A 25,428-nucleotide genomic window follows, 5' to 3' on the forward strand; every position below is an offset into this window, starting at 1 on the left:
GCCAACAAGCAGCTTGCAGAATGGGATAAAGAACTGAATCAGTTACACGAGCGCAACGGCGATTTAGGGCTGAAGGTTCAGATGTTGGAGCAAGAGCTTAAGGAAGTGCGGCGCGATCGAGAAGCAAATAAAAACTTGGCTCCGACCGTCGCAGATTTTCCAGAGCCAGCCGACTTGCTCAACCAGTTGAGAGCGCAGCGCGAAAGGTCGAAGGCTGACATGGATGATATGAAGGCAGTTTTGGACATATTGGCACACACAGGGACTTGATTGTCTCCAAAATTGTCTCCAAAATTGTCTCCAATTTGTCTCCAATTTGTCTCCAAACAGCCCGTCTTTGTCTCCAAATTGTCTCCAAATTGTCTCCAAAACGCCTTGTGCAACCATAGAGGCTAAGCCCTAGAAACGCCAAAACCCTTGATTTCTCAAGGGTTCTAGGTTTTTATAGACGCAAGCGGGCAGCGGGAATCGAACCCGCATAGTTAGCTTGGAAGGCTAAAGTTTTACCACTAAACTATGCCCGCGCACAGAAACTAAACATACCACAAGTCTCTGGGGATTGCAATAGGCCTGTGCAAAATTTTTGAATACCTCCCTCACAGTGGCTGAATCGGGACTTGCTGCCCGATCGCCCCCTCAACCCAAAAATCCCCGTCTCCGATGCTGGGTAAGGCTTTACGGATGGAAATAATCGTAAACTTGCTGCGCCAGACGCGGCCCAATCCCAGAAACTTCTGCCAACTGTTCGGGAGTCGCTAAACGGAGATAGTCGATCGACCGAAAATGTGCCAACAATTGTTTTTGTCGGTGGTGTCCCAATCCGGGAATTTCATCAAGGCGCGATCGCTTCATTCTCTCGCTTCTGCGATCGCGGTGAAAACTCACAGCAAACCTGTGCGCCTCATCCCGCACCCGGCGCAATAATTGTACCCCCGGCTGCTCAGAATTAGTTGGCAGCGGCAAAGATTCCCCCGGCAAAAATATCTCCTCTCGCTGCTTTGCCAAACTGACAACGCGCAACTCTTCTAGCAAATTCATCTCCCGCAAAACAGCCACAACTGCTGACAGTTGACCTTTGCCGCCATCTATCATAATTAAGTCGGGTTTGTCCGAGATAGTACGAGAAACGGAGGATAAATTGCTGATTTTTTTCGATTTTCCTAAATCGCTAAATTCTTCTTCCTTATTCGTTCTATCCGTTATAAAATCCGTTGCCGAACTTTCTTCTTCCTTCAATCCTCGGAATCGGCGACCGATAACTTCTGCTAAACTAGCAAAATCATCAGAATGACCCGATTTAATTTCAGGATTTTTAATTTTGTAATGGCGGTAGTGTTGATTGGCGGGCAAACCGTCAATAAATACCACGCGGGAAGCTACGGCGTCAGAACCTTGAATGTGAGAAATATCGTAACCTTCAATGCGGCGAGGAACTTCTGGCAAATCGAGAATTTCTGCTAAATCTTCCATTGCTTGAGAATTGCGATCGCTCAATCTTTGCATTCTCGCCAATTCATACTCAGCATTGCGTTCCACCATCTCAATCAACTCAGCCTTAGTTTGCCGCTGCGGAGTCAAAATGGTAACTTTTCGCCCCTTACGGTTGCTCAACCAATCTGCTAATATTTCCGCTTCTGGCAATTCATACTGCACAGAAATTTCGCTGGGAATTTCTACGGATTCAACATTTTGATAGTGTTCTTCCAACACCCGCTGTAAAATCGCTCCGGCCTCTACCCCCCCTCGTTCCCCCCCTTGCCAAGGGGGGGAGGAAAGAGAAAGTTCAGATAACTCTTGCCCATCTTTTACAAGAGATTGAGATAACTCTTGCCCCCCCGCTTGTAGGGGCGGTGCCCCCGTACCCGCCCTGGGTTGGGAGGGTATTTCCGCCATAAATCCCAATCTTCCGACCAGTTGACCGGCGCGAATTTGGAACAATTGGACGCAAGCGTGCTGGGTGTCGGCCGCAAGTGCGATCGCATCTCTGGAAACCGTATCGTCGGGCAAAGACACTTTTTGACCCGCACTCAAAGACTGCAAACCCTTAATTTGATCGCGAATGCGCGCCGCCGTTTCAAAGTTTAAATCTTCGGCAGCTTGTTCCATTTGCGGCGCTAACAAGTCGAGCAATTCCTGAGTTCTTCCCTGGAAAATCATCGCTACTTTTTGGATTATTTTCCGGTATTCTTCAGGCGAAGTTAACCCTTGACAAACGCCAACGCAGCGCCCGATGTCGTAGTTCAAACAAGGACGGTCTTTAAATAGCGGTTGAGGGCGCTGCCGCAGGGGGAAAATTCGCTTAATTAAATGCAGCGTACTCCTCAGTGCCCCTGTATCGACGTAGGGGCCGTAGTAGCGGTCTTTTGCACTACCGGCGCGGCGTTTGCGGGTGATAAAAATGCGCGGGTATTCCTCCGACCAAGTGATGCACAAATAAGGATATTTTTTATCATCTTTGAGGAGTACATTAAAGTAAGGTTGGTGCTGTTTTACGAGGTTTGCTTCTAATGCTAAAGCTTCCGCTTCTGTATCGGTGGCGATGAATTCTATTTCGCGCACTTGCTGCACCATCATCGCGATGCGGGGACTGAGATTTTGGCTTTCGCGGAAGTAGGAACGGACGCGGTTTCGGAGTTTTTTGGATTTGCCGATGTAAAGGATGCGATCGCTCTCGTCTCGCATTAAATATACACCAGGAACCGCCGGGATTTCTTTGAGGCGACTTTCTAGGCGTTCCGAGTCTTTAACTAACGGCAGAGTTTTTGTGGATGGCATTGCAAGCTATCTCAGCAAAATAGAGACTGATTGTACACTCTTTTATTTTACCTTAATTATGTCTATTTTGACGGCTGCGACCGTCGCCAAACCCACCGACTACACTTGAAAATCTGTTACAGTATCTGAGATAAAAACTTGCGGGTGCGTTCTTCCTTCGGGTTCTGAAAAAACTCTTCTGGTTGGGCTTCTTCCACTAAAACACCGCCATCCATCAATACAATGCGATCGGCAACTTCGCGCGCAAACCCAACTTCGTGAGTCACCACCACCATTGTAATTCCTGTTTGAGCCAAATTTCGCATTACATCTAAAACTTCCCGCACCATCTCCGGGTCTAATGCTGATGTCGGTTCATCAAACAGCATGATTTTAGGCTGCATTGCTAGAGAACGTGCAATAGCGACCCGCTGCTGCTGTCCTCCAGACAACTGTCCGGGATATTTTTTTGCTTGTTCCAAAATGCCCACTCTTTCTAAGAGTTGCATTGCCACTTCTTCGGCTTTTTTCTTTGGCCAGCGGCGCACCCATACTGGCGCTAGCATGACATTTTCCAAGACTGATAAGTGGGGAAATAGGTTGAATTGCTGAAACACCATTCCTACTTCGCTGCGAATTGTCTCAATGTTGCGTAAGTCGTGGGAAAGTTCGATTCCGTCGATCGTAATTTTACCTTGTTGGTATTCTTCTAATGCGTTGAATGTGCGAATAAACGTCGATTTTCCCGAACCAGATGGCCCCATCACGACCACGACTTCGCCCCGGTTTACGGTCATGCTGACGCCGCGCAGTACGTGAAATTGTCCGTACCATTTGTGGACGTTTTCTGCTACGATTACCTGTTCTGGGGTTGTGGGTTTAGTTTGCATAGTTTGTCCTTTAAATAATGACGGATAATTATTGCCTGATGACTGTTGACTACTTCAGCGGAGGGGGGTTTATATATATTTGGGTTGGGAGGGGGCGGGTTTATATATATTTGGGTTGGGAGTTATATTTTGTTGGTGAACCCGCCCCTACAGACTGCGGACTAATGACTTTTTTCTAAAGTTCGTTCTATTTTGCGGCTTGCTAGGGAGATTGAGTAGCAAAATATCCAATAAATGATGCCGACGAATATGTAAACTTCGGCGTATCTGCCGATATAGGATGGATTTGCTAAAACTGCGCGGGATATTCCGATTAATTCTAACATTCCGAATAGAGATAGCAGGGAAGTATCCATAAATAATCCGATGAATTGACCGCCGATCGCCGGAATGACTATTCGCAGTGCTTGAGGCAGTACAATGAGAATTGTGAGTAGGGGTGTATTGAGTCCGATCGACCTAGCTGCTTCTATTTGTCCCCTGGGCACGGCCTGCAAGCCACCGCGCACGTTTTCCGCCAAGTATGCCGCACTAAATAAGGTTAATCCAGCAATCGCTCTAATTACTCTATCCAATTTCGGATATTCGGGCGGCAAGAAGAGTTGCAGCATCACTTGACCTAAAAACAAAATGCCAATTAAGGGTAAACCGCGAATAATTTCAATATATAATGTTGATAACAGTCTCACAACGGGCAAAGAACTTTGTCTGCCGAGTGCTAGCAATACTCCCAAAGGAAAGGAAAGCACAATACTAATAACTGCTAAAAAGAGCGTCAGCACTAAACCGCCCCAATCATTTGTTGACACTTCTGTCAAACCCAACCCGCCTTTAATTAGCCACAAAATTATGGGGAAGGAAAGAGCCCACATTGCAGGTATCCAACTCATTATTTTAGGGTTAATTTGTCTCCCCGTCCAATAGCTAGCAGCCGCTACAATAATATTGGCTAGCAGGTAAAAACGAGAGGTTAGGTCGATCGGCGAAATGACAGCACCCACAACTGCAGCACCAAGTATAATTAGTAAAGGCGGATTCCAAAGACGTTCTTGCCGCTGAATGTTTCCCCAAGTTAATCCTCCCAACAAGGCAATTATGGCCGTTACTATCCACAGCCGCCAGTACGATTCGCGGGGAAATCTTCCTGCGAAAAATAGTGGCAAGTTGGCTTCTAATACGCGCCATTGAGCTTTTGTTGTTGCCCAAACGATAATTCCTTTAATAGTTTGGAAGGCGATAATTAGGCAAACTACTGTCAGAATGCTGTTGTACCAGGTACTAAATAAATTTTTGCGCGCCCAATTCCAAGGGGTAGGCGATTCGGTGGCTGGGGGCGGTAATATGGGGAGAGTTTCCATCTAGCGGTTTTCAATCCTATATTTTATTAACCCGCGTAGGCGGGTTTTGTTTGTGTAGACGCGATTTCCAATCGCCAGGGGTTTTGTTTGTGTAGACGCGATTTCCAATCGCCAAGGCTAAAAAAAATCCTACTTATTTTCGCCGATTTATCCAATCTTCTCCACCTGGTAACTGACTTAAATGCTGGGCTAACACTGCTGGTAAATCTTTGGCGGAATGGATATAAGTCAAGTTCAATAACCTCACAGCAGTCTGAATAATCAGGTTTCTATCCATCATCTCTGCAAGTTGAAATTGACTATAAATACCATTCAATACTTCCTCCGCCGCCTCTGCAATCGCATCCTCAATCACCTCCTCCTCTATAAAACTCTCCCATTCATCAGAATTGATGTAATAAGATGTTTTATTATCTTTAATATTTGCCTTCTTAATTTCTCTGATTGAATTGCGAATCGAACTAGCCCAAGAACCAGTTAATCGCTGTTCAACTTGATTTTTAATCAAGTGAATCAGCAAAACATTTAAAAAAGATTGGATTTGTCGCAAAATTGCCTGTTTGCTCATTCCATCTAACTCATCGACTATTGCCAAAGCATCCGTATACCTTCCTTCCACTATGCTTTTTCTAAGAGCAATTAATTCTTGTGTCATTTGATGTTCCTCAAGTTTGATACTAGCAAAAAAAAGATAGTTGTTGTTGGTTATTTTTATTATTGTTTAGTCGTCAATTCACAAGTTTTCGTTACTCGGTCTCAGCTAAAGTCACTGTACGCCATTTAACGCGCTCTCCTTTGATTCCAATTAAAATAGATTAAATTTCAACTATTTACCTTTCCTTGATTTGTACAGTTTTATTGTACCAATTCATGAACAGAGAAACTATCAAACTAATTGTTAGATATGTTACCATGATAATTAACATTGCTTCGATCGCCCGACCGGTCTGATTCAACGTCGGAGATCCCACCACAAAATAAACGTCGGGATAAGCAACCGCAACCGCTAAACTCGAATTCTTAGCTAAATTCAGATACTGACTGGTTAAAGGCGGCACAATCACCCGCAAAGCTTGCGGTAAAATTACCATCCGCATCATTGTTCCAGACTTCAGCCCCAAAGACTTTCCCGCTTCCCACTGGCCTTTCGATACTGACTGAATTCCGGCCCGCACAATTTCTGCAATGTAACTGCCAGTATACAAGCTGAGTCCTGTCACCAAGGCAGCAAATTCTGGAGTGAATTTTAATCCTCCTTCGAGTTGCAATGTTGGTGTCAGGCGCGGAACATCTAGACGAAAAGGCAGATTTTTGGTGATAATCCAAGCTAAGATTGCACTTAGCCCGATCGCACCTAGAGCCCAAAACAACTGTCTTCCCGGCTTAGCTTCTTCCAACATCACCCGCGCCCGCCACATCCACAGCCCAGCGGCAGCCAAAACTCCGACAGTTAGCAAAATCAACCAAATCTCAAAACCCGGCAAAGCCACCGCTGTTGGTACAGCAATGCCGCGATTTGTCAAGTAAATCGGCCCCCTCATCTGCTGATTGTCTTCGAGTTTTGGCAGGGAAATGAAAACGGCAAAATACCAGAAAAATAATTGCAGCAATAACGGCGTATTTCGCAAAATTTCTACGTACAAACCAGCCAAACTCCGCAGCAGCCAATTGTCGGAAAGGCGCGCAATTCCTACAGTCAAACCCGCAACTGTTGCGAAAATAATGCCGAGACCCATCACCCGCAGCGAATTAATTAAACCGACAAAATAAGCTTGTCTGTAACTATTTTCGGGACTGTAGGGAATCACGCTTTCGCCGATGTCAAAGGATGCTTGGGAATTGAGAAAGTCAAATCCAAATGCAATCCCCAGTTGCGAGTAATTGGCGCCCAGATTGTCCGCGAGAATCGCGATCACAACTATTACTAAAATTAGGGCGATCGCCTGTACGGCAATTTTCCAGAAGCGATCGTCCCGCAGCAGTTTTGATATATCTTTAAAATTGGGAAATCTCTGGGCTTTGCCCGGTGGAGGTTCTGGGTTCATAACTTAAATTATATTTGATAAATCTGCTGGCAAATCCAGGCGAGATTGAGCTTTGGTGCGTGATATCGTTTCCGGTTGCATCGGAATTATTTAACCGCAGAGGGCGCAGAGAACGCAGAGGGAGAGAATACAGAGATGAATTATTCCGATGCTACCGGATTTGATATGACTTGATAGTTACTCGATTGGCGATCGGGATTTTCACCGTCACGCACCCTACATAGCTTTGGTGCGTGACTTGAAAGTTACTCGATTGGCGATGGGGATTTTTACCGTCACGCACCCTACATAGCTTTACTAGCGGAATGGCGGCGAGTAAAGCAAACCGCCATCTTTCCAGAGTCTGTTTTGACCCCGTTCTAACTTGAGTGTACTTTTGGGGCCGAGGTTGCGATCGTACATTTCCCCGTAATTCCCTACTTTCTTCACAACGCGGACAGCGTAGTCGTTCGGGAGTCCGAAACCTTTACCTAAATCTCCTTCTGTTCCTAGCAAACGTTTGATGTTCGGGTCTGTAGTGCTTGCCACAATTTGGTCTACATTTCCTGAATTAATTCCCAAATCTTCAGCTTCAATCGCCGCGAAAACGATCCATCTCACCGCATCAGCCCATTTAGGATCGCCGCTTTTCACCGCTGGGGCTAATGGTTCTTTTGACATCACGATCGGCAAAACAACATTATTCTCGGAATTCGGCAGAGTTGTCCGCTTAGAAACAAGTTGCGATCGATCGGCAGTAACACCTTGACAGCGACCTTCTTGATAGGTAGCAAAGGTAGCATTCACATCTTCAAACACCACAGGAGTGTATTTAATTCCTAATTTTCGCATTTGGTCGGACAAATTTTGTTCGGTGCTCGTACCTGTCTGCACGCAGATAGATTTGCCCGCAAAATCTTTTAAACTTTTGATGCCGCTGTCTTTTTTGACCATGATGCTTTGAGAGTCATAAAAGATCACCGGGGCAAATTCCAGTCCGGTAGTGCTGTCGCGACTCGCGGTGTAGGTGGTATTTCGGCTGAGAATGTCGATTTCTCCCGCCTGCAAAACTGTAAATCTATCTTTAGCATTGAGCTTTCGGTACTCGACTTTTTCGGGATCGTCAAATATTGCCGCCGCCACAGCCCTGCACACATCCACATCCAGTCCCGAATATTTGCCTTTTTCGTCTACAAAGCTAAAACCCGGCAGTTCGCCACTGATGCCACAAATCAGTTTGCCCCGGCTGATAATTGTATCTATCCGGCTGGAACCTTGTTGCGAGTTGCCGCCTGCTGCAGTTGTTGCTGTTGTTTGTCCGGTTTGTGCCGATCGATCCCTACAAGATGCCAACGGTGCCACAAACAACACACTTGCTAGTAGCAGAAATCCCCATTTACGCATAGATTTTAATAGAACGCTTTCCTGACAATCCTACCTTGTAGCTGTCAGAACTGTGGCGATCGGCGATCTACACAGCTTCCGGTTTCAAATTAGCCGTTCTGCATCCGTTGCTGCACAGCGACAACTGCCCCGACTACCCGCCTGTTTTTTTTGAGCAAGCTGGGATCCCAAAGTTAGAAACCCGGTTTCTGGCTGGAGGTGTGGTCGTCAAACCTCAGATTTATCCCCGAAACCCGGTTTCTTTTCTGCTATTTCTGCCCAGCGCGAGGGAGAATCGCCTTTCCCTGGAATATTTATCCGATTTTGATTGAATCCGCTCACAGTAGCTCTGGTGCCAGCCGCTGCTCAGCTAAATCGCGGATTAGGGACAGCCGAGACTGGATGTATTCGTCCAACAAATCTGCTTCTTTGCCATTGAGCGCAGAGTTTGTCTTTAACTGCTTCAGCAGCCACTGTACCAGGGTGGCATCGTCTAAATTGACTAACAGAGTAGCTTGGGTGGTCTCAATTAATGACCAGAGTTGGCGTAACATGACTGGAGTCATAAAACCTCGTTGAGCGTAAATACGCACTTAATGGGCGGGGATAGCGAAAAGCTGGTCTTGGTGTCTCAAGCCGATAGACGAAAAGCACCCTCTGAGCCATCGGCTTAATGATTATTTTATATTTGACCACAATAACTTAAGACAGTAGTGTCGCAAGTTACAACACACAAGATGTTATAAGAGTTCCCAATTCCTTCACATTGAGATAAACATCTTGATAAAAGATTAACAATCTTTACACGCGCTCGCTCGCGGGGCTGCCAATATCCGCGATCGGGCTCCACGGGCCCGGTGCACAATAAAATTGACTACTCGGTAGCCACAAACTTTTGAACCCTCGCCAGAATTATTTCTAATTCAGCAATGATTTTTGTAGCCCCCTCCAAATCATTAGATTCAGCCAGACTTTGAAGCCGATCTGCCATATCGGGCATTAACCGCACCGCCGCCGTAGCGCTGACACCTTTAATTTGATGAGCGTGGCGGGCGAGTGTCTCCATATCTCCCAAGGCGATCGCCCCCTTAGCAGCTTCTAAATAACTACCAGTATCCACCACAAAAGTTTGCAGTATTTCCCGCTCAAACTCTACATCAGCCCCCGAAATTTCGTGCAAACGTGCCATATCGACTACCGATTCGATATCTGGTTCAGAGTTTTGAAGTTCCTCGGCCTTAAACTTGGGATTTCCAATTTTTAGTTTGACCGACCAATTTGCTAGTACCGATTTTAACTTTTCGATCGCAATAGGTTTGCTAATATAATCGTCCATGCCCGCCGCCAGACACTTTTCCCGATCGCCCTTCAAAGCATTCGCCGTCATCGCAATCACCACCGTCTTTTGATGTGGTTCCATCTTCCCAGCAGCATCTGCCGCTTCCCGGCGGCGCAATTCCAGCGTTGCTTCGTAACCGTCCAAAACCGGCATCTGACAGTCCATCAACACAATGTCATACTTTTTCTGAGCAACCATAGATAGCGCCTCTGCGCCGTTATTGGCGACATCCGCAGTGCATCCCAAAACTCTGAGTTGATTGAGACCAACTTTTTGATTGATAGGAGTATCTTCAACTAACAAAATCTTTAAACTTGCTAACTCCCGGCTGTCAATAGCTGAGGCTCGATTGGAAGTTGGATTTGCCGGCGGCTCCTCAATCAGCGTCATCGGGGCGATCGCATTCGCCAAGCAATCAAATAGTCGGTGAGCTTTCACAGGTTTAGTTAAATACCCGCTAAAACCGCTATCTACCAAGCGTTTCGCCTCTGCAAGCTGAGTCATTGAAGTCAGCACCACCCAATGCGTCTGCTGCATTGCCGGCTCAGAAATCCTCAAGCGTTCGAGACTTCCGGCCACCATTTCCGGCAACTGAATATCAACCAAAACGATATCGTAAGGGGAATTAACGCTAACAGCTTTGTACAGAGATGCGATCGTCATCCAACCGTTTTCCACCTCCTCAACTTCCATTCCCCACAAAACAGCCATTCTCACTAGCACTTTTCGCACAGTCGGCTTGTCGCTGGCAACTAACATTTTTCGCCCCGCCAGCACCGTTTCAAAATTCACTTCGCACGCTGTCCCGACAGCAGTTAAATTTTCCGTAACTGTCGGCACAGTAAACCAAAAAGTCGAGCCTTTGCCAGGGGTACTTTCCACACCGATTTGCCCACCCATTAATTCCACCAACTGCTTAGAAATAGCCAGCCCCAAACCTGTGCCACCGTATTTTCTTGTCGTAGAGGCATCAACTTGAGTAAAAGATTGAAACAGCTTTTTTTTGTCTTCGGGAGCAATCCCAATTCCTGTATCTGTTACTTTAAACAGCAGGAGCATAAAGTCACTGTTTTCTATTTTCAACGGCTCGATATTCTCTAAAATTCTCTGATTATCGGTGGCTGCCAATAACTCAGGATTACTAGCATTAGCAACCTCAATTACCACTTCTCCTGCTTCTGTAAACTTAATAGCATTGTTGATCAAATTAGTGAGTATTTGCCGCAACCGCGCTGCATCACCTTTAATTTGCACCGGCACGTCACTGTCAATCAGTGCCACCACTTCTATACCTTTTTCTTGTGCGGGAGTTGCCAACAAATCCAGCACTTCATTCATACAGATACTGAGGTTAAATTCTAGTATTTCTAAGCGCATTTCTCCGGCTTCCAGTTTGGAGAGATCCAGAATATCGTTAATGATGGAGAGTAAATTTTGACCGCTGAGTTTCAGCGTCTGTACAAAGTCAAGCTGTTCGGGAGTAAGATTCGTTTTCAGCAGCAAATCTGTCATCCCCATCACTCCATTCATCGGAGTACGGATTTCGTGACTCATATTTGCTAAAAATAGCGACTTCATTCGAGACGCTTCTAGGGCTGCTTCTCGTGCCTGCTGCGCTTGTTCAAAAAGAGTAGATTGCTGAATGGCGATCGCCAACTGCACGCTCAACCTTCCCAGCAAATCCATCTCAGAATCAGTCCAAACCCGCGGAGCGCTGCACTGATGGGCAATCAGCAATCCCCACAACCGATTTTGACTCGTTTCCAAACTCCTTCCCGGCGGGTTCATTTGAGTTTCTGGCGAATATTCTGCTGCCAACCCCTGACTTTCATCGCCTATAAAAATTGGTACAACTACATTAGCCCTTACCTGCAAACTAGCGAGTAAATCTCGGTGTTCATCGCTCAAATTGGCAGTATAAATATCTGCCATTGCTTGAATTGTTCCTGGACTGTACAGCCATACAAAATTTTCCCCAAAGGATGTTCTTTGAACTTTTCTGCCCAGCAGGGGCATCCAATCATCCCCTACAGATTCCACAACAACAACCGCTGTTTCCTCGGAATCAAAACGATAAATTATCGTGCGGTCAGTTGCCAGCAACTGCCGCACTTCTTGTACAGCAGTGCTCAGAGTTTGAGTGAGGTTGAGAGACTGTCGGACTCGCTGGGCGATCGCCGAAACCAGCCGTTCTTGTTCTGCTTGTTCCCGCAGCATTCTCTCAGCTTGCTTGCGTTCGGTGACATCGCGAATTACCGCAGCAAAGCACAGCGGCTCAGTGGTTTGAGGGTGCTTGACCAGAAAAGCATTCATCACAACATCAATGGGCTGTCCGGTGGCCAAGTGCTGCATTTGACCTTCGCCTTGCCACTGGCCCTGACTGATAATTGTTGGTAAAATCTCTTGACTGAATTTCTGTTGAAAATAGGGCCCAATATAATCCCAAATCTCCGTATAAAGCACTGCCGAAAGATTCTCTACCCCCACCAGTTTTCGTCCGGCTTCGTTGACAAACAGCGTTTTGCCTTTCAGGGTAGCCATACTGATAAAATCGCTGCTGTTTTCAATCAGCGACACAAATTTTTGCCTTTCTTCTTCTCCTTTTTTGCGTTCAGTAATGTCGCGCTTGACGCAGACGTGACAAATTACATCGTCGGCGTTGTTAATCACAGAGTATGCCGCAACGTCGATCGCCAGCGTCTGGCCTTTTTTAGTGGAGTTAATAATTTCGCCCCGAAAACTTCCTGTTTTTGCTAAACTTTGGGCAATTGCCAAAAAGCGATCCCCCGCAACCAGCGGCGAAGCTTCTGCTTCTAATTCCGCGTCTGTGTATCCTAGAAGCGTTTGGTGAGCAAGATTTTGTTCGACGAAAAACCCGTCAGCATCGATAATAACGATCGCATCGTTGGAATTTAAAAATATTTCTCGGTAAAGTTTTAGTTTTTCCTCAGCTCGCTTGCGTTCGGTGATGTCTCTTTTGACATTTACGTAACAAACTACATCCCCAGCATCATTTAAAACCGCAAAAGCCGAAACCTCCACCTCAACTGTTCCTTCTTCCACAGCCTTAATACAGGTCATTTCGCCTCGGTAACTCCCAGTTTCTGCCAAGCTTTGCAGCACAGACGTAAATGCCTGTTCTCCCATGTGAGTGGCAGGCGTTTTTCCCCACAATTTTGACGCGCTGTGACCCAGCAAAGCCGTGTGAGCTTGATTTGTTTCTAAGTAATAGCCTTCGGGGTCTAAGATCGCGATCGCATCGTTGGATTTTAAAAAGATTTGTTGATAAAGTTGCAGCTTCCGTTCAGCTTGTTTCCGGGCGCTAATATCCGTGAACAAGCCGTAGTAAACTATCTCCCCCGATGCTTGGAATTCTGGCTGGGAAGCTCCTTGCACCCATTTAAGTTTTCCTGACGGAGTGACAATTCTTCCTTCCCACCGCCAAGGCTGCAAATTTTCAGCAGAAAGCGTCACCGAGTTAAGAAAATCATCTCGATCTTCGGGATGAATCATGTCAACAATTACATTAAAATCCTGCTGAGCAGCCTCTGGTTCTATTTCATACAATTCTCGGCAGCCCGCGCTCACAAACGAGAAGGCCATCGAGCCATCTGGATGTAAGTCAATTTGATATACCGTACCCGGTACGCTAGCAGTAATTTTTTGCAGTTTGGCTTGGCTTTGATTCCTGGCTTCCTCTGTGGCTTGCAATTGACCAATCTCTCTAGACAAACCCACAACCCCAAATATATTACCCTCTGCATCGTATAGCGGCAATTTTTGCGTATCAAAGACGTGCTGTTTTCCGCCTTCAAAGACGATCGCCTGGTAGGGATTGCGAACCCTCTCCCCAGCCAGCACAGCTCGATCTTCCTCGCGGATGCCCCTAATTGAGTTGTTGCGATCGCCAAATACTAATTCGGCTGAAAACCCTAATTCAATATCATCTTTGCCGATAATTTCCTCAACATTTTTCCCCACATATTCAGCAAAACTTTGATTAACAAAAATGTATCTAAAATTTCTATTTTTAGCAAAAACTCTGTCCGCAGCAGCTTCCATTACAGCCCGCAACAATAGTTCTTGACTTTCCGAATCCAGAACACAATTATTTTGAAGTGTATCCTTGACAAGGGTCGGTTTAGATGCTAAGATATTTAACTCTTTTGCACAAATTTGAGCTACTGTGTGGAGCAAACAAAGGTGTTCCAAATTAAAAACATTTGCCTGCTCTGCACCAATGAAAAATACTCCCAATAATTCCTCAGTTTCATCCGGGTTGGCTGGTGCCATCAAGAGCGACTGAAACTGAGCCATTGGTGCCGGAGCCATGTTGTGCGCCCAGTCCCGATTGCCAGCAAGCCATTCAGCGCGAGCAGCTTGCAACCGCCCTTCCATTTCGGATCGGGTGCTAGCAGTTAAGGGCTGTAAGTGTTGCAGGTATAGTCGATCGTCCGGTAGGGTCAAAATGGCGATCGCCGCCCCAGGAATCAGGCGATCGAGATATGCCAGACACGCAGACCAAATTTCATCAGCACTGAGACTGGTTTGAACTTTTGCAGTAAGTTCGTTGAGAACTTGCAGTTCCAAGGTACGCTGGCGGACTTGTGCTTTGAGGCTGGCGGCTAGGATTTGCATAGTGCTCACCACACTGGTTTGCTTATATTATAATTATTGATTTTCAAATTTTTGTAAACAATCATCTTAAAATATATCCGACGAAAAGACAACGTTTTATATTTATATTACCTTCACGCGCTAAAAAACCAAGGCGCGATCGGGAGCAAAGAGACACTGCTCAATGCAAGCTCTCGCTCCCGCTGCGACTTAACATCACACCTAAAGATAGATGCAATATCCAGACTTCCGTGGCTTAAACAAAAAAAAATTAGACCAAAGTTCAAACCCTCAAATTCATCTGTAGAGTCAATCAAAAATCGAAAATCGAAAATCAATGGACGGTGAAACTAGCCCATTAAAATCACATTATCGATCACATGGATCACGCCGTTATCAGCTTCGATATCCGCAGCGACAACTGTAGCATTTTTCACCTCAAAACCGTCAGAACAATCAATTTTAATCGGCGAACCTTCCAAGGAAGTAACAAAACCGAGTTTTGCCAAATCAGCTTTCATAAACTTCCCCGATACGACGTGAAACATCAAAATCCTAGTCAGTTGGGGAACGTTCTGCACTAGGGTGGTGATAGTTCCCGGTGGCAATTTGGCAAAAGCATCGTCAGTGGGTGCAAAGACAGTGAAAGGGCCCGGACTTTTGAGCGCATCTACTAAATTAGCTACTTGCACGGCTGTTACGAGGGTTTGGAACGAACCCGCACCTACGGCAATATCAACAATATCAGGCATTGTGTTTTACCTCATCTGGGAAAAAAGTTCTATTAAGTATCGTAAACTGAGGCGGGCAACAATACCTACTGTCTTTTTTGAAAAATTGGTAATTATTTTGTAGTCAGGACTTCAATCCTCACATTTTTGAGGAGGACTTCAGTCCTCACTACAAACCTAATAATATAGGACTTACATATGGCAGCCCAGAAACCGGGTTTTGTACGAAAATACTTCGTTAAAACCCGCAGATTAGGTAAAAAACCCAGTTTCGAGGAGTCGGAGTGCGTAAGTCCTGTAATAGTTATTTTACCCGATATAATATTACTAACCGCTTGGGAATTTAACGGCGGGGGGGGGTTTACAATTGGTACATTACTGCTGGCGATTGTGATACCCCAATTCTCTGTTTCTAAATCTTCTACTTCAGCCTTTAGGTTTTCTCCCTTGTGAATGCTAAAACTGCCGTACAAAATTAAAACTTCAAAAATATCCGTATGAATCAAAGCTGCTTTCCGGTGCGCGTTTTCACCTAAATGAAAACCAATCAAATCAGCTTCAGGATCTTTGACATCTTCAGGATGGAACACCTCCCAACTGATGTCTCTGCAGTCATGAAATACTATGTTATAAGGCAATCGATCGCCTGTCGGATCGTAAATACATTCAAATAAAATTTCATTCCCCCACAAAGACACATTGACATTGGTGATGAGGGATGTAAGTCCACCTAAATTAAGCAAGTTGTAGTCATCGGGCATATTAATTACTCACTTTTTCTCCAGTATTGTGCGTCCCAGGAATATTATTGCCAAATTCATCGCTTGTTTTGACCAAACTGCCATCTTTGTCAAGACGCAAACCTTTGTTTATTTTTCGGCCATCTGAACCGTATCTGGGAGCTGGGGTGCGTACAACTTCACCATCAGGACGGATATTGACTCGCGAACGATCGGCAAATTCGTATTCAAGATAACCCCCTTCAGTAGTTCTGATTTCTGCACCCAATCCGCGAAAAAAATCATCGACTTCTTGGCGAGTCATCCCGGTTAAGTCTCCAAACTCAGATGCAATTCCATTTGCTCCCACTCCCTGACTCGGCACGCAAGTCTCCTCACCAACCATTGCTTATTGGAGTTTAGCACAGGTGGAAAATGGGAAAAAGGAAGTTTGACAACGAGCAATGTACGGGATGTAACGGATGGATGGATCGATGGATATCGAAGAAGGAAGAATCCTTCCTCAAACTCCCAATGCCCAATGCCCTGTTTGGCCAATACCCAAAACAAATAGGGCGCGCACCGCACGCCCTATCTATCAGCAATTAGCCAACAATTATTAGCCGCCGATTTGCACTTTAACCACGCGGTTCTTTTCTGCTTCCGCTTTGGGCAAATTCAGGTGCAAAACTCCATTTTTGTACTCAGCTTCTACGCTGTCATTTTGAACCCGTGCCGGTAGGGGAATCACCCGGCGGAACGAACCGTAGCGGAACTCAGAGCGAGTCATGCCTTTATCTTCACTCTTAGTTTCTTGACGGCGTTCGCCACTGATAGCAACAGCTTCTGCGGTTACTTGTACATCCAAATCCTTAGCTTCCATGCCCGGAATTTCTAACTTAAGGTGGATGGCTTCGGGAGTTTCATCGAGTTCGGCGGGGGGTAGAAAAGCAGAACCGTTAGATCCGCGATCGGTTGCCGGAGTCAAGCTATCAAACAACCGATTCATTTCTCGCTGCAAGGAGTCCATTTCCCGCAAAGGTTCCCAACGAATAAGTGCCATAACTAATACCTCGACTATCTGAAGTTTTTAGGGGTTGAGAAACACTTGACTCAACTTGTATTTAATATATTCCAGCTCCCGAAACTGGGGGATTCGGTTTTCCGCAAAAAGGCCGATCGCATTTCCGAACATTCGCGATCGATACTGCTAAATAATTGCGGGTGCGGAGATCCGATCCAACCCGAACCAAGCAATTTTAGATTTTAGATTCGAGCCAGGAATTCCCATCTAAAATCTAAAATCGAAGGTTCGATTAACTCCACCGCGAATGCTGATAAGAAGCGTAGGTATCAAACAAAGCACCCACCAAACTAAAAGTTAGGCCGATCACGAAAAAACCCTGGAGGGGACAGCCACTGCCGAAAGTAGCTAAGAACTGCAAAATCAGGTCTTCTCCAGAACGACCAACTCCTTGGAGAGCAGGCACGAAGCCAATCAGCGAAAAGCTAGTCAATCCCCCGCCGATTAACAATAAGGGGGCGACAAAGCTCAACAGGCTGGTCAGCAGTACAGAGCGAAGAAAATTGGGAAAAATGCTCATAAGAGTCAGTAAATTCAGCTAAACTGCCGAAAGGTGCAAGCAAACAAAACTTGTCCTTTTCTACGATAGGCAGCGATCGCCCTCCGTGGCCAGTTCTGTCAGAAATCTTAAATGTTATAGAAAAAACTTGTTTAAGATTTGTAGATAGATTTCATTTTTGGCAGTTGTTCTATACTCGAAATCCCCTTGAGCACCAGTACATCTTCGAGCCTCAGTTTGTGGAGTCAGCGGTTGCTGGCAGCAGCTTTATTGGGCGGCCAAGTCATGCTGCACTTGCTGAGGGGCAAAATTCACCGCCGCAACACCCTCGACCAAATGGCAGCAGTCGGCCCGGAATCTCTGCTGATTGCTTTGCTGACTGCGGGTTTTGTCGGCATGGTATTTACTATTCAGGTAGCGAGGGAGTTTATTAACCTCGGTGCAGGCAATGTCGTCGGTGGCGTTTTGGCTTTGTCTTTGACGCGCGAGCTCGGTCCCGTCTTAACAGCCGTAATCGTGACGGGGCGGGTAGGTTCGGCTTTTGCAGCGGAAATAGGCACGATGCAGGTAACAGAACAGATAGATGCCCTGCTGATGCTCAGAACAGACCCGATCGACTATTTAGTAATTCCCCGCGTCCTTGCTTGCTGCTTGATGCTGCCAATTTTAACCATCATGTGTCTCGTCACCGGCATCCTCGGCGGACTGCTGATTGCTACGACGATGTACGGGATCTCTCAAAGCGTGTTTTTAGAATCAGTCCGCAATTTCCTGAGTCTGTGGGATATTTGCAGCGCGGCAATTAAGGCTTTTGTATTCGGTGGCTTGATTGCTGTAATCGGCACTAGCTGGGGTTTGACCACCACCGGCGGGGCAAAAGGCGTCGGTCAATCGACGACTACGGCGGTGGTGACGGCTTTACTGGCTATTTTTATTGTGAACTTTTTCCTGACTTGGCTGATGTTTCAGGGAACGGGTTCTAGCGTACTCAAGGGCTTGTAAGCTAGGAAACAGATAAAATATGAATAATTGGCAACATTCGTTTACTACCATTGATTTAAACCCGTGACTACAACTGCCTCTTCGACTGCGCCGACAAATACGATCGAACTCGCTCCGAGTTATGCGATTCCCCTAGTCCTGGTACTGGCGGCCCTACCGCTACTGTTCGTTCAGAAGTGGGTGAGTTTGCCGCTTTCTGTGTTCGGCTTGTTTCTGATGTACCAAACCGCCACCCTCCGGCTACAATTTACCCCAACAGATTTGGACATTTATCGATCGTCCAAGTTAATCCGCCGCTTTCCTTACCGAGAATGGCAAAATTGGCGGATATTTTGGCCTGCGGTGCCGATTTTGTTCTATTTCAAAGAAATTAACAGCATTCACTTTCTGCCGGTTCTGTTCGATCGTAAAATGCTACAGACCTGCTTAGAACAGCGCTGTCCCCGTCAAGACTAAAAAAGTTGTTAATTTTTAATTTTTAACTTTTCCGTGCCCACGCCGAACAAAATTTCCCATGAATTCAGACGAATCTCCAACCCAAGAACCCCAACCACAACCAGCCGCCCCAAGCGGTGAAGGCGAAGTCGATTTGCCCGTGAATGAGACGGAATACCAACTTCTATCTCAAACAGAGGATTTGTGGCTCGACGAAAATGAACTGCCAGCCCAACTCCCGCCAGAAACAGACCCGCCACTGGCAGAGGAAGATGCCGAAATCGCCCAATTCGTGGACGAAGCAGGCGCAATCGCCCAAATTCCGCCCAACACCCACGATGGCGAATCAGAAAGTCCTATCGCTCAAATCGATCCTCCCACAGACTCCCAGCCAACAGCAACCGCAGAAACGGTAACGCACATCCCAGAAAATGTTACCGAACATTTGGCAGAGAGAGTCAAAGAATTGCAGCAGCAAGAACAAGCTTTGACTGAAAAAATTGCCGCATTGGAAGCCGACAAAGCCAATGCTATAGAAGCGTTGGGCCAGGCTCAAGCATCGATCGGGCGTTTGGTACAAGACGGCTTGATTCAATTAGATCAGCGCAAACAAGCGCTACAAATAGAAGTAGAAAAACTCGAACGCCGGCGCGATCGAATTCAAAAGGAAATGCGAACCACTTTTGCCGGCGTTTCCCAAGATTTAGCAATTCGAGTCCAGGGTTTCAAAGACTATTTAGTAGGCAGTTTGCAGGATTTGGCCGCTACCGCCGAACTCTTAGATTTGACACCGCCAGTGCAAGAGACACCACAGCGAACTGCTGCTGAGGAGTCTCAATCCTCAGCACCGGTAAATCCCAAATTTGCCGAACAGGGATTTCAAGAACAAGCCAAACAAATTCGCCGCACCCTCGATCAATACCGCACTGTCCCCGACTACTACGGCCCGCCTTGGCAACTTCGCCGCACTTTTGAACCCATCCACGCGGAACGAGTTTCTAACTGGTTTTTCACCCAAGGAGGAAGGGGTGCTTTGCGGACTATGGGTTCGCGCTTGCAAAATATCTTGATTACTTCGACAATTATTTCTGTACTCAGAAGCGTCTACGGCGGGCGGGTGCGGACTTTGGTGCTCGCGAACAGTCCCGAACGTTTGGGAGAGTGGCGCCGGGGTTTGCAGGACTGTTTGGGCATTACTCGCAGCGATTTCGGCCCGGAAAGGGGGATTATTATGTTTGAGTCTGCGGAGGCTTTGGCTCAAAAAGCCGATCGACTGGTGAAAGATGGCAAATTGCCGCTAATTGTCATTGATGAAACTGAGGACTTAATTAGTTTGTCAATCCTGCAATTTCCTTTATGGCTGGCCTTTGCTGCTGATCCGCAAACTTTGATGGCGGCTAAGGATTTTTGATTGGGTAATGGGTAATTGGTAATTGGTAATTGCTAATTAGTAATTGCTAATTGCTAATTATGCTAGGGGAAAGGTTGAAACTTTTAAAAGTACACGAAATCTCAAATTAAAAAATGGCTAGCTGGATAATTTTAAATGGCGCATTGCTAATAGCAGCTTATCTGCTGGGTTCGATTCCGACTGGGTACGCCTTGGGGAAATGGATGCTAGGAATTGATATTCGAGAGGTTGGTTCGGGTTCGACTGGTGCGACTAACGTACTGAGGACTTTGGGCAAAGGGCCGGGGTTGGGGGTGTTGTTGGTTGACGTGTTGAAGGGGGTAAGTGCGATCGTCCTAATTCGCTATATTTACTCTCTCACTTTTACCAGCCAGCTAGCAACCGCCGCCGGTTTAGAAAATATTGCAACTGTCCTCCCTTGGATGGCAACTTTGGCGGGTTTCTCGGCTGTTTTGGGCCACAGCAAATCAATCTGGCTGGGGTTTACGGGGGGTAAATCTGTGGCTACGAGTTTGGGAGTTTTGCTTGGTTTGTACTGGCCCGTTGGTTTGGGAACTTTCGGAATTTTTGGAATCGTGTTTGCGGTGTCGCGAATTGTTTCTTTAAGTTCGATTATCGGGGCAATTAGCGTGGCTGGATTGATGTTTGCTTTACATCAGCCCCTGGCTTATGTATTGTTTGGCATTGCGGGCGGTGTGTTTGTAATTGTGCGGCACCGCAGCAATATTCAGCGGCTTTTGAATGGTACGGAACCAAGGATTGGGCAGAAATTGGAAACAGCAGCTAGCGATTGATCTGAAACAGCCTGACACCTTTTCAATTATTTCCCATAACGGGCCCTAGTTCCAACACAAATCCGGGCAAAATATCTTCCCCTGACAGCGTAACAGGGGACTGCAATATTTCTATTTCTCGATCGATCCTATAAATCTCCACACTCCGCGTTTGCGGGTCAATCAACCACCCCAAACAAACGCCATTTTCCCGATATTCCTGCATTTTCTCTCGCGTTTCTCGGATAGAATCAGTGGGCGAGCACAATTCCACTACAAAATCAGGACACAGTGGCGGAAATTTTCTTTTTTGTTCGGGAGTTAAAGCTTCCCATCTTTCGCGTTTTATCCAAGAAGCATCGGGAGAACGAGTTGCACCGTTTGGGAGTCTAAAACAGGTGGAAGAGTCAAAAGCAATTCCTAGATTCGGATTTTGGCGACTCCAAGCTTGCAATTGATAGGATAAATCCATATTACGGTTGCCCGTTTCTCCTCCCGTTGGTGGAACCATCAGCAGTTCTCCTTTTGCATTCCGTTCAAATTTATAATCGGGGTGATGTTGGCACAGTTCGTAAAACTGATCGTCTGTCAACTTGATCCACGGACTTAAATCTAATTTTAAAGTCAGCATGGCACTAACACCTATTTACCCAATTCTTGAGAACGCAAACAAGCTGCTTTCACTGCTTCGATTAGGGCAGAACGAAAGCCGTTACTCTCTAGTTTAGCAATTCCGGCAATAGTTGTGCCGCCGGGACTCGTAACTTGATCTTTCAATTGTGCCGGGTGCATTCCCGTTTCTTGCATTAGCTTCGCTGTACCGAATACTGTTTGTAAAGCTAATTGAGAGGCGATCGCCCGTGGCAGACCCGCACAAACTCCGCCATCTGTCAAGGCCTCTATCAAAATTGCTACATAACCAGGCCCGGAACCCGAAAGTCCAGTCACCGCATCGAGCATACTCTCAGGTACTTCTACCACTTCTCCCACGGCCTGAAAGATGCGCTTTACCAATTCTAAATCAGCCGGTTGCACGAGTTTTCCCGGAGCGATCGCGCTCATTCCCGCTCCTACCGTGGCTGGAGTATTCGGCATCACCCGCAGCACTCCCCGCCCCGGAAAGGCTGGTTCCAGCTTGCTCAGTGGCACTCCGGCCAAAATCGACACTACTAGCGCTTCTGGCTGGGAATTAGCCGTTTCTCCATTATTTCCCTGTTTGCGATCGGCCGCCACCGCCAACTCCAAAGCTACCGTATCAAAAACTTGCGGTTTAATCGCCAAAAACAGCACTTCTGTAGCCGCAGCAACTTCTAGATTGCTGGCTGTTGTTCCAATCCCGTATTTGTTAGCCAAAAACTCGCGGCGTTTTACCCCAGGCTCGCTCACCAATATTTCTGAAGGTAAATAAACTTTTTGTGCAATTAAGCGGGATAAGAGAGCTTCTCCCATTACCCCGCCGCCGATCGTACCAAATTTTATGTTAGTCATTAGTCATTAGTCATTAGTCATTAGTCATTAGTCTACAGTGCTACCTTGTAGGGTGCGTCGCCCGCAACAATTTACAAGTTCGATCGAAAATTAGAAAGCGACGCACCTTACTATTTTATGCTAGTCATTAGTCATTAATTATTAGTTGCCATTAATTATCAGTTCTCCGCCTTAGCTAAGAGTTAAGCGCCCAGAACTAAGGATACAAAATTCAGGATATCGCTAGTTAAAAGCTTACTGGCTAATAACTAAAGACTAAAGACAGATGACTAATGACTAATAACTACTGACTAATAACTACTGAGCGATGGTAGCTTGTTCTGCCGGCCAGACTGTCGGTGCAGGAGCAGCAGCACGAGGGCGTCCTTGAGCAGGAGGCACTTCGTGAACCACACCAGACTGAGTTCTCACCTGCACGCAGCTAGGCGTAAACAAGAAAATACTTTCGCCAATTCGCTCTTGATGACCGTCAAGGGCATAAGTACCGCCCGCCACAAAGTCCACAGCTCTTTGCGCTTGGTCTGGGTCCATCACCGTCAGGTTCAAAACCACAGACTTCCGTTCCTTAAGGGCTCGAATTGCTGCCGGCATCTCTTCAAAAGTGCGCGGCTCCATTACTACTACTTCCGAAATCCCGTTCATAGCTCCAGGCATTCCAATCACGTTATTCATTACTGACCCTACTCCCCCGGTTGGTGCAACTACATCCATACCTGTCGATCCTACTACTGACCGCTCTCGCATTCTACGATTTTGACGACGTTCTTCTTCCGCTGCGACTGCCGCGGGGTTGGGTTCAGGCGCTTGGTAGAAGTTCTGATAGCGCTCCCCTTCAGTTTCGTCGTACACGTCATCGTACTCAGGCTCATTGTTGATCCCTACAAAATCTCGCAGTTTAGAAAAAATATTCATGATTCACGCTCCTTTACGACTTTGCTGCCCCGACTATACTCGCGTTGCGCGTTAGTCGCGGGTGGCTGACTATTCTATATTTAACCCAAATTGTCTTTATCAGAAGATTTCAATTATTTATCCCCTCCTAGAGCCAAATAAGGTTTGTCCTAGCCGTACCATAGTAGCACCTGCTTGAATTGCCAAATGATAATCTCCCGACATCCCCATCGAGAGCTGCTGCATTTGAATGTAGGGCAAATTTTGCTGCTGGATTTTGTCAGCAAGTTCGCGGGTGCTGTTAAATAATTCTAGGATTTGGGAGTCATCTAATCCCAGCGGAGGAATTGTCATCAAACCTTGAATTTTGATATGCTGACATTTGTTGAGTTCTGGAAGGTCAGCCAGCAGTTCTGGAACGCTCCAGCCGTATTTGTCCGGGTCGGGCAACATTTTGACCTGCAGGCAGACTTGGGGAGAGCAGGACATTTCCCCCGCCAAGCGCGAAAGTCGCTGAGCGAGTTTTAAATTGTCGAGAGAGTGAATCCACTGGAAATGCTCTAGGGCCTTGGCGGCTTTGTTGGCTTGCAAGTGCCCGATCAAGTGCCAGTTGATATCCGGTAAATCTTGCAGTTGGCTTTGTTTTTCGGCAGTCTCTTGAACCTTACTCTCGCCAAAATCCCGGATACCGCCGTCGTATGCTTCGCGGATAGCATCAGTCGATACCTGTTTGGTAACGGCAATTAACCGCACTGATTCCGGCAAGTGTTGGCGAATGCTGTTAATTCGAGAGGCTATGGTCATGGGTACTCAACGCTCTTGACGGGAGGGAAGGAAAATTAAGACTGTTACCAATTACCAAATTACTGATTTTCGTTATTGAAATGTACGCTGGTGAATGGTTTGCAATTGGTCGTACTCGTGATATTGACCGCTGCGACGCAGGGTTCGCAGGCGAATTTCGACCATGAGGCGAGCGTCGGAGCGGCTGATTGGTTCAAATCTCAGCCCGCCAGGGCCGTTTGTCACCAAAAAAAACAGGCGTTGGGCGTATAGGGTGGTAAATAATTCTTGGCTGTCTTCAACCTGGGATACCCTGAAGAGGAGGCCAAAGTTTGGATGATTCAGGTAAGTTTCGGTAGTCATTCACACTCACAATCTATCAATTTTAGATTAAAGATTTAGATTTTAGATTTTAGTTTCGCTCGATCGCTCGACAGCGTTGTTTGACGGCGGGGTACAAAGGGCGATCGCCGTAGCCGTGCAATAGTCTCCGTCGTGGCTGAGGCTTAATTGCCACTGGCAATTTCCCCAAACAGAGGCTTGTGCTGCTGCGGCTCCGTGCAGTTGCACGTTTGGAGCACCGTTTTCGGAGCGCCGAATTTCCACATCTGCATACCGTATTCCCCGCCATCCCGTGCCTAGAGCTTTGACAACGGCTTCTTTTGCTGCCCAGCGGCCCGCTAGCTGGTTGCAGGAAACTCGATTCATTTTACCTTTAATGCTGCTGTGTTGAGAATTTTGTTGTCCGCAATCCCTTTGTTCGGCGGGCGTGTAAACTTTTTCGAGGAAGCGATCGCCAAAGCGGTCTAATGCGGCTTGAATGCGCGGAACATATACGATATCTGTCCCAAGATAGATGTTCAAGGTCTTGGTTCTCTAAATATTTGTCTCCATTACTTTAGCAGGACTGTCGCGCACCAGACAAAACTTACTCAAATGTCAATACGCTTGGGTTAAGGAAAATTGTAGCGAAAATGTTGGGCGGAGTGAAACGGAGGGTTCGTTCCACGGGCCCAACCTACGCACGATCGGTTTTTTTAGCACTAACCCAAGCGTATTGACTCAAATGTATGCCCGTGCTTCAAAGCCCGCTCGAATCTTTCCTTCCCAATTCTTCAATCTCAAATCTAATCAATCTAAAATCTAAAATCTAAAATCTAAAATCGCAACATCTGTCCCAAGATAGATGTTCAAGGTCTTGGTTCTCTAAATATTTGTCTCCATTACTTTAGCAGGACTGTCGCGCA

At 46.5% G+C, this 25,428-nt stretch carries 24 protein-coding genes and 1 tRNA gene; 5 read left to right on the forward strand and 20 right to left on the reverse strand.

Annotated elements, in window-relative coordinates; translation table 11 throughout:
- Positions 1-270: flagellar alpha dynein (locus QUA88_RS19160; protein ID WP_333273196.1), on the forward strand; the 270-nt coding region annotated here is incomplete at its 5' end.
- Positions 271-453: 183 nt separating this feature from the next.
- Here QUA88_RS19160 and QUA88_RS19165 read toward each other — a convergent pair.
- The 14 genes from QUA88_RS19165 to QUA88_RS19230 form a co-directional block, all read right to left on the reverse strand.
- Positions 454-524: transfer RNA gene (locus QUA88_RS19165), tRNA-Gly, on the reverse strand.
- Between the two features lie 151 nt (positions 525-675).
- Complete coding sequence (uvrC, locus tag QUA88_RS19170) at positions 676-2,775, reverse strand: excinuclease ABC subunit UvrC (RefSeq protein ID WP_333058042.1); 2,100 nt, start codon at positions 2,773-2,775, stop codon at positions 676-678.
- 116 nt (positions 2,776-2,891) lie between these two features.
- Positions 2,892-3,644, reverse strand: a complete 753-nt coding sequence (locus QUA88_RS19175; RefSeq protein ID WP_333210979.1) for an amino acid ABC transporter ATP-binding protein — start codon at positions 3,642-3,644, stop codon at positions 2,892-2,894.
- A gap of 161 nt (positions 3,645-3,805) precedes the next feature.
- Complete coding sequence (locus tag QUA88_RS19180) at positions 3,806-5,002, reverse strand: amino acid ABC transporter permease (RefSeq protein WP_333058039.1); 1,197 nt, start codon at positions 5,000-5,002, stop codon at positions 3,806-3,808.
- A gap of 133 nt (positions 5,003-5,135) precedes the next feature.
- Complete coding sequence (locus QUA88_RS19185) at positions 5,136-5,657, reverse strand: DUF29 family protein (RefSeq protein WP_333058038.1); 522 nt, start codon at positions 5,655-5,657, stop codon at positions 5,136-5,138.
- 175 nt (positions 5,658-5,832) lie between these two features.
- Entirely contained in the window at positions 5,833-7,047 is a 1,215-nt protein-coding gene (locus QUA88_RS19190; protein WP_333058037.1) for an ABC transporter permease subunit, read from the reverse strand.
- A gap of 297 nt (positions 7,048-7,344) precedes the next feature.
- Positions 7,345-8,430, reverse strand: coding sequence for an amino acid ABC transporter substrate-binding protein (locus QUA88_RS19195; protein WP_333058036.1), 1,086 nt, complete (start codon positions 8,428-8,430; stop codon positions 7,345-7,347).
- Between the two features lie 317 nt (positions 8,431-8,747).
- Positions 8,748-8,975, reverse strand: coding sequence for a hypothetical protein (locus QUA88_RS19200; protein WP_015178453.1), 228 nt, complete (start codon positions 8,973-8,975; stop codon positions 8,748-8,750).
- A gap of 308 nt (positions 8,976-9,283) precedes the next feature.
- Positions 9,284-14,386, reverse strand: a complete 5,103-nt coding sequence (locus QUA88_RS19205; RefSeq protein ID WP_333273201.1) for a PAS domain S-box protein — start codon at positions 14,384-14,386, stop codon at positions 9,284-9,286.
- Positions 14,387-14,715: 329 nt separating this feature from the next.
- Positions 14,716-15,117, reverse strand: coding sequence for a fasciclin domain-containing protein (locus QUA88_RS19210; protein WP_006634220.1), 402 nt, complete (start codon positions 15,115-15,117; stop codon positions 14,716-14,718).
- Positions 15,118-15,209: 92 nt separating this feature from the next.
- Positions 15,210-15,857 (reverse strand): hypothetical protein, encoded by a 648-nt coding sequence (locus tag QUA88_RS19215; RefSeq protein WP_333273204.1) that lies wholly within the window; start codon positions 15,855-15,857, stop codon positions 15,210-15,212.
- 1 nt (position 15,858) lies between these two features.
- A complete protein-coding gene (locus QUA88_RS19220) occupies positions 15,859-16,221 on the reverse strand; it encodes a hypothetical protein (RefSeq protein ID WP_333273207.1) in 363 nt (120 codons plus the stop codon).
- A 213-nt stretch (positions 16,222-16,434) separates the two neighbouring features.
- Positions 16,435-16,878 carry an Hsp20/alpha crystallin family protein gene (locus tag QUA88_RS19225; RefSeq protein ID WP_333226999.1) on the reverse strand — a complete coding sequence of 148 codons (444 nt, stop codon included), beginning with the start codon at positions 16,876-16,878 and terminating at the stop codon, positions 16,435-16,437.
- 253 nt (positions 16,879-17,131) lie between these two features.
- A complete protein-coding gene (locus tag QUA88_RS19230; RefSeq protein ID WP_333158958.1) occupies positions 17,132-17,419 on the reverse strand; it encodes a hypothetical protein in 288 nt (95 codons plus the stop codon).
- Between the two features lie 186 nt (positions 17,420-17,605).
- On the opposite strand from QUA88_RS19230, the gene QUA88_RS19235 reads away from it, so the two are divergent.
- From QUA88_RS19235 to plsY, 4 genes are all read left to right on the forward strand, one after another.
- A complete protein-coding gene (locus tag QUA88_RS19235) occupies positions 17,606-18,400 on the forward strand; it encodes an MlaE family lipid ABC transporter permease subunit (RefSeq protein ID WP_333273210.1) in 795 nt (264 codons plus the stop codon).
- 63 nt (positions 18,401-18,463) lie between these two features.
- On the forward strand, positions 18,464-18,856 hold the full coding sequence (locus tag QUA88_RS19240; protein ID WP_333226993.1) for a DUF3119 family protein: 393 nt from the start codon (positions 18,464-18,466) through the stop codon (positions 18,854-18,856).
- A gap of 58 nt (positions 18,857-18,914) precedes the next feature.
- On the forward strand, positions 18,915-20,246 hold the full coding sequence (locus QUA88_RS19245) for a DUF3086 domain-containing protein (protein ID WP_333226991.1): 1,332 nt from the start codon (positions 18,915-18,917) through the stop codon (positions 20,244-20,246).
- A gap of 113 nt (positions 20,247-20,359) precedes the next feature.
- The gene (gene plsY, locus QUA88_RS19250) at positions 20,360-21,040 is read left to right on the forward strand and encodes a glycerol-3-phosphate 1-O-acyltransferase PlsY (protein WP_333058025.1); all 681 of its coding nucleotides are present in this window, start codon (positions 20,360-20,362) and stop codon (positions 21,038-21,040) included.
- A 22-nt stretch (positions 21,041-21,062) separates the two neighbouring features.
- On the opposite strand, the gene QUA88_RS19255 is transcribed toward plsY, so the two are convergent.
- The 6 genes from QUA88_RS19255 to acpS form a co-directional block, all read right to left on the reverse strand.
- Complete coding sequence (locus QUA88_RS19255) at positions 21,063-21,650, reverse strand: Uma2 family endonuclease (RefSeq protein ID WP_333058024.1); 588 nt, start codon at positions 21,648-21,650, stop codon at positions 21,063-21,065.
- An 11-nt stretch (positions 21,651-21,661) separates the two neighbouring features.
- Complete coding sequence (gene proC, locus QUA88_RS19260) at positions 21,662-22,507, reverse strand: pyrroline-5-carboxylate reductase (protein WP_333141028.1); 846 nt, start codon at positions 22,505-22,507, stop codon at positions 21,662-21,664.
- Between the two features lie 297 nt (positions 22,508-22,804).
- Complete coding sequence (locus QUA88_RS19265; protein ID WP_333058022.1) at positions 22,805-23,419, reverse strand: cell division protein SepF; 615 nt, start codon at positions 23,417-23,419, stop codon at positions 22,805-22,807.
- Between the two features lie 117 nt (positions 23,420-23,536).
- Complete coding sequence (locus tag QUA88_RS19270) at positions 23,537-24,202, reverse strand: YggS family pyridoxal phosphate-dependent enzyme (RefSeq protein ID WP_333058021.1); 666 nt, start codon at positions 24,200-24,202, stop codon at positions 23,537-23,539.
- Positions 24,203-24,274: 72 nt separating this feature from the next.
- On the reverse strand, positions 24,275-24,544 hold the full coding sequence (pipX, locus tag QUA88_RS19275) for a transcriptional coactivator PipX (protein WP_333058020.1): 270 nt from the start codon (positions 24,542-24,544) through the stop codon (positions 24,275-24,277).
- A 42-nt stretch (positions 24,545-24,586) separates the two neighbouring features.
- Positions 24,587-25,045 (reverse strand): holo-ACP synthase, encoded by a 459-nt coding sequence (gene acpS, locus QUA88_RS19280; protein ID WP_333058018.1) that lies wholly within the window; start codon positions 25,043-25,045, stop codon positions 24,587-24,589.
- Positions 25,046-25,428: the final 383 nt, after the last annotated feature.

The organism is Microcoleus sp. D3_18_C2 (assembly GCF_036702395.1).
Taxonomy (GTDB): Bacteria; Cyanobacteriota; Cyanobacteriia; order Cyanobacteriales; family Microcoleaceae; genus Microcoleus.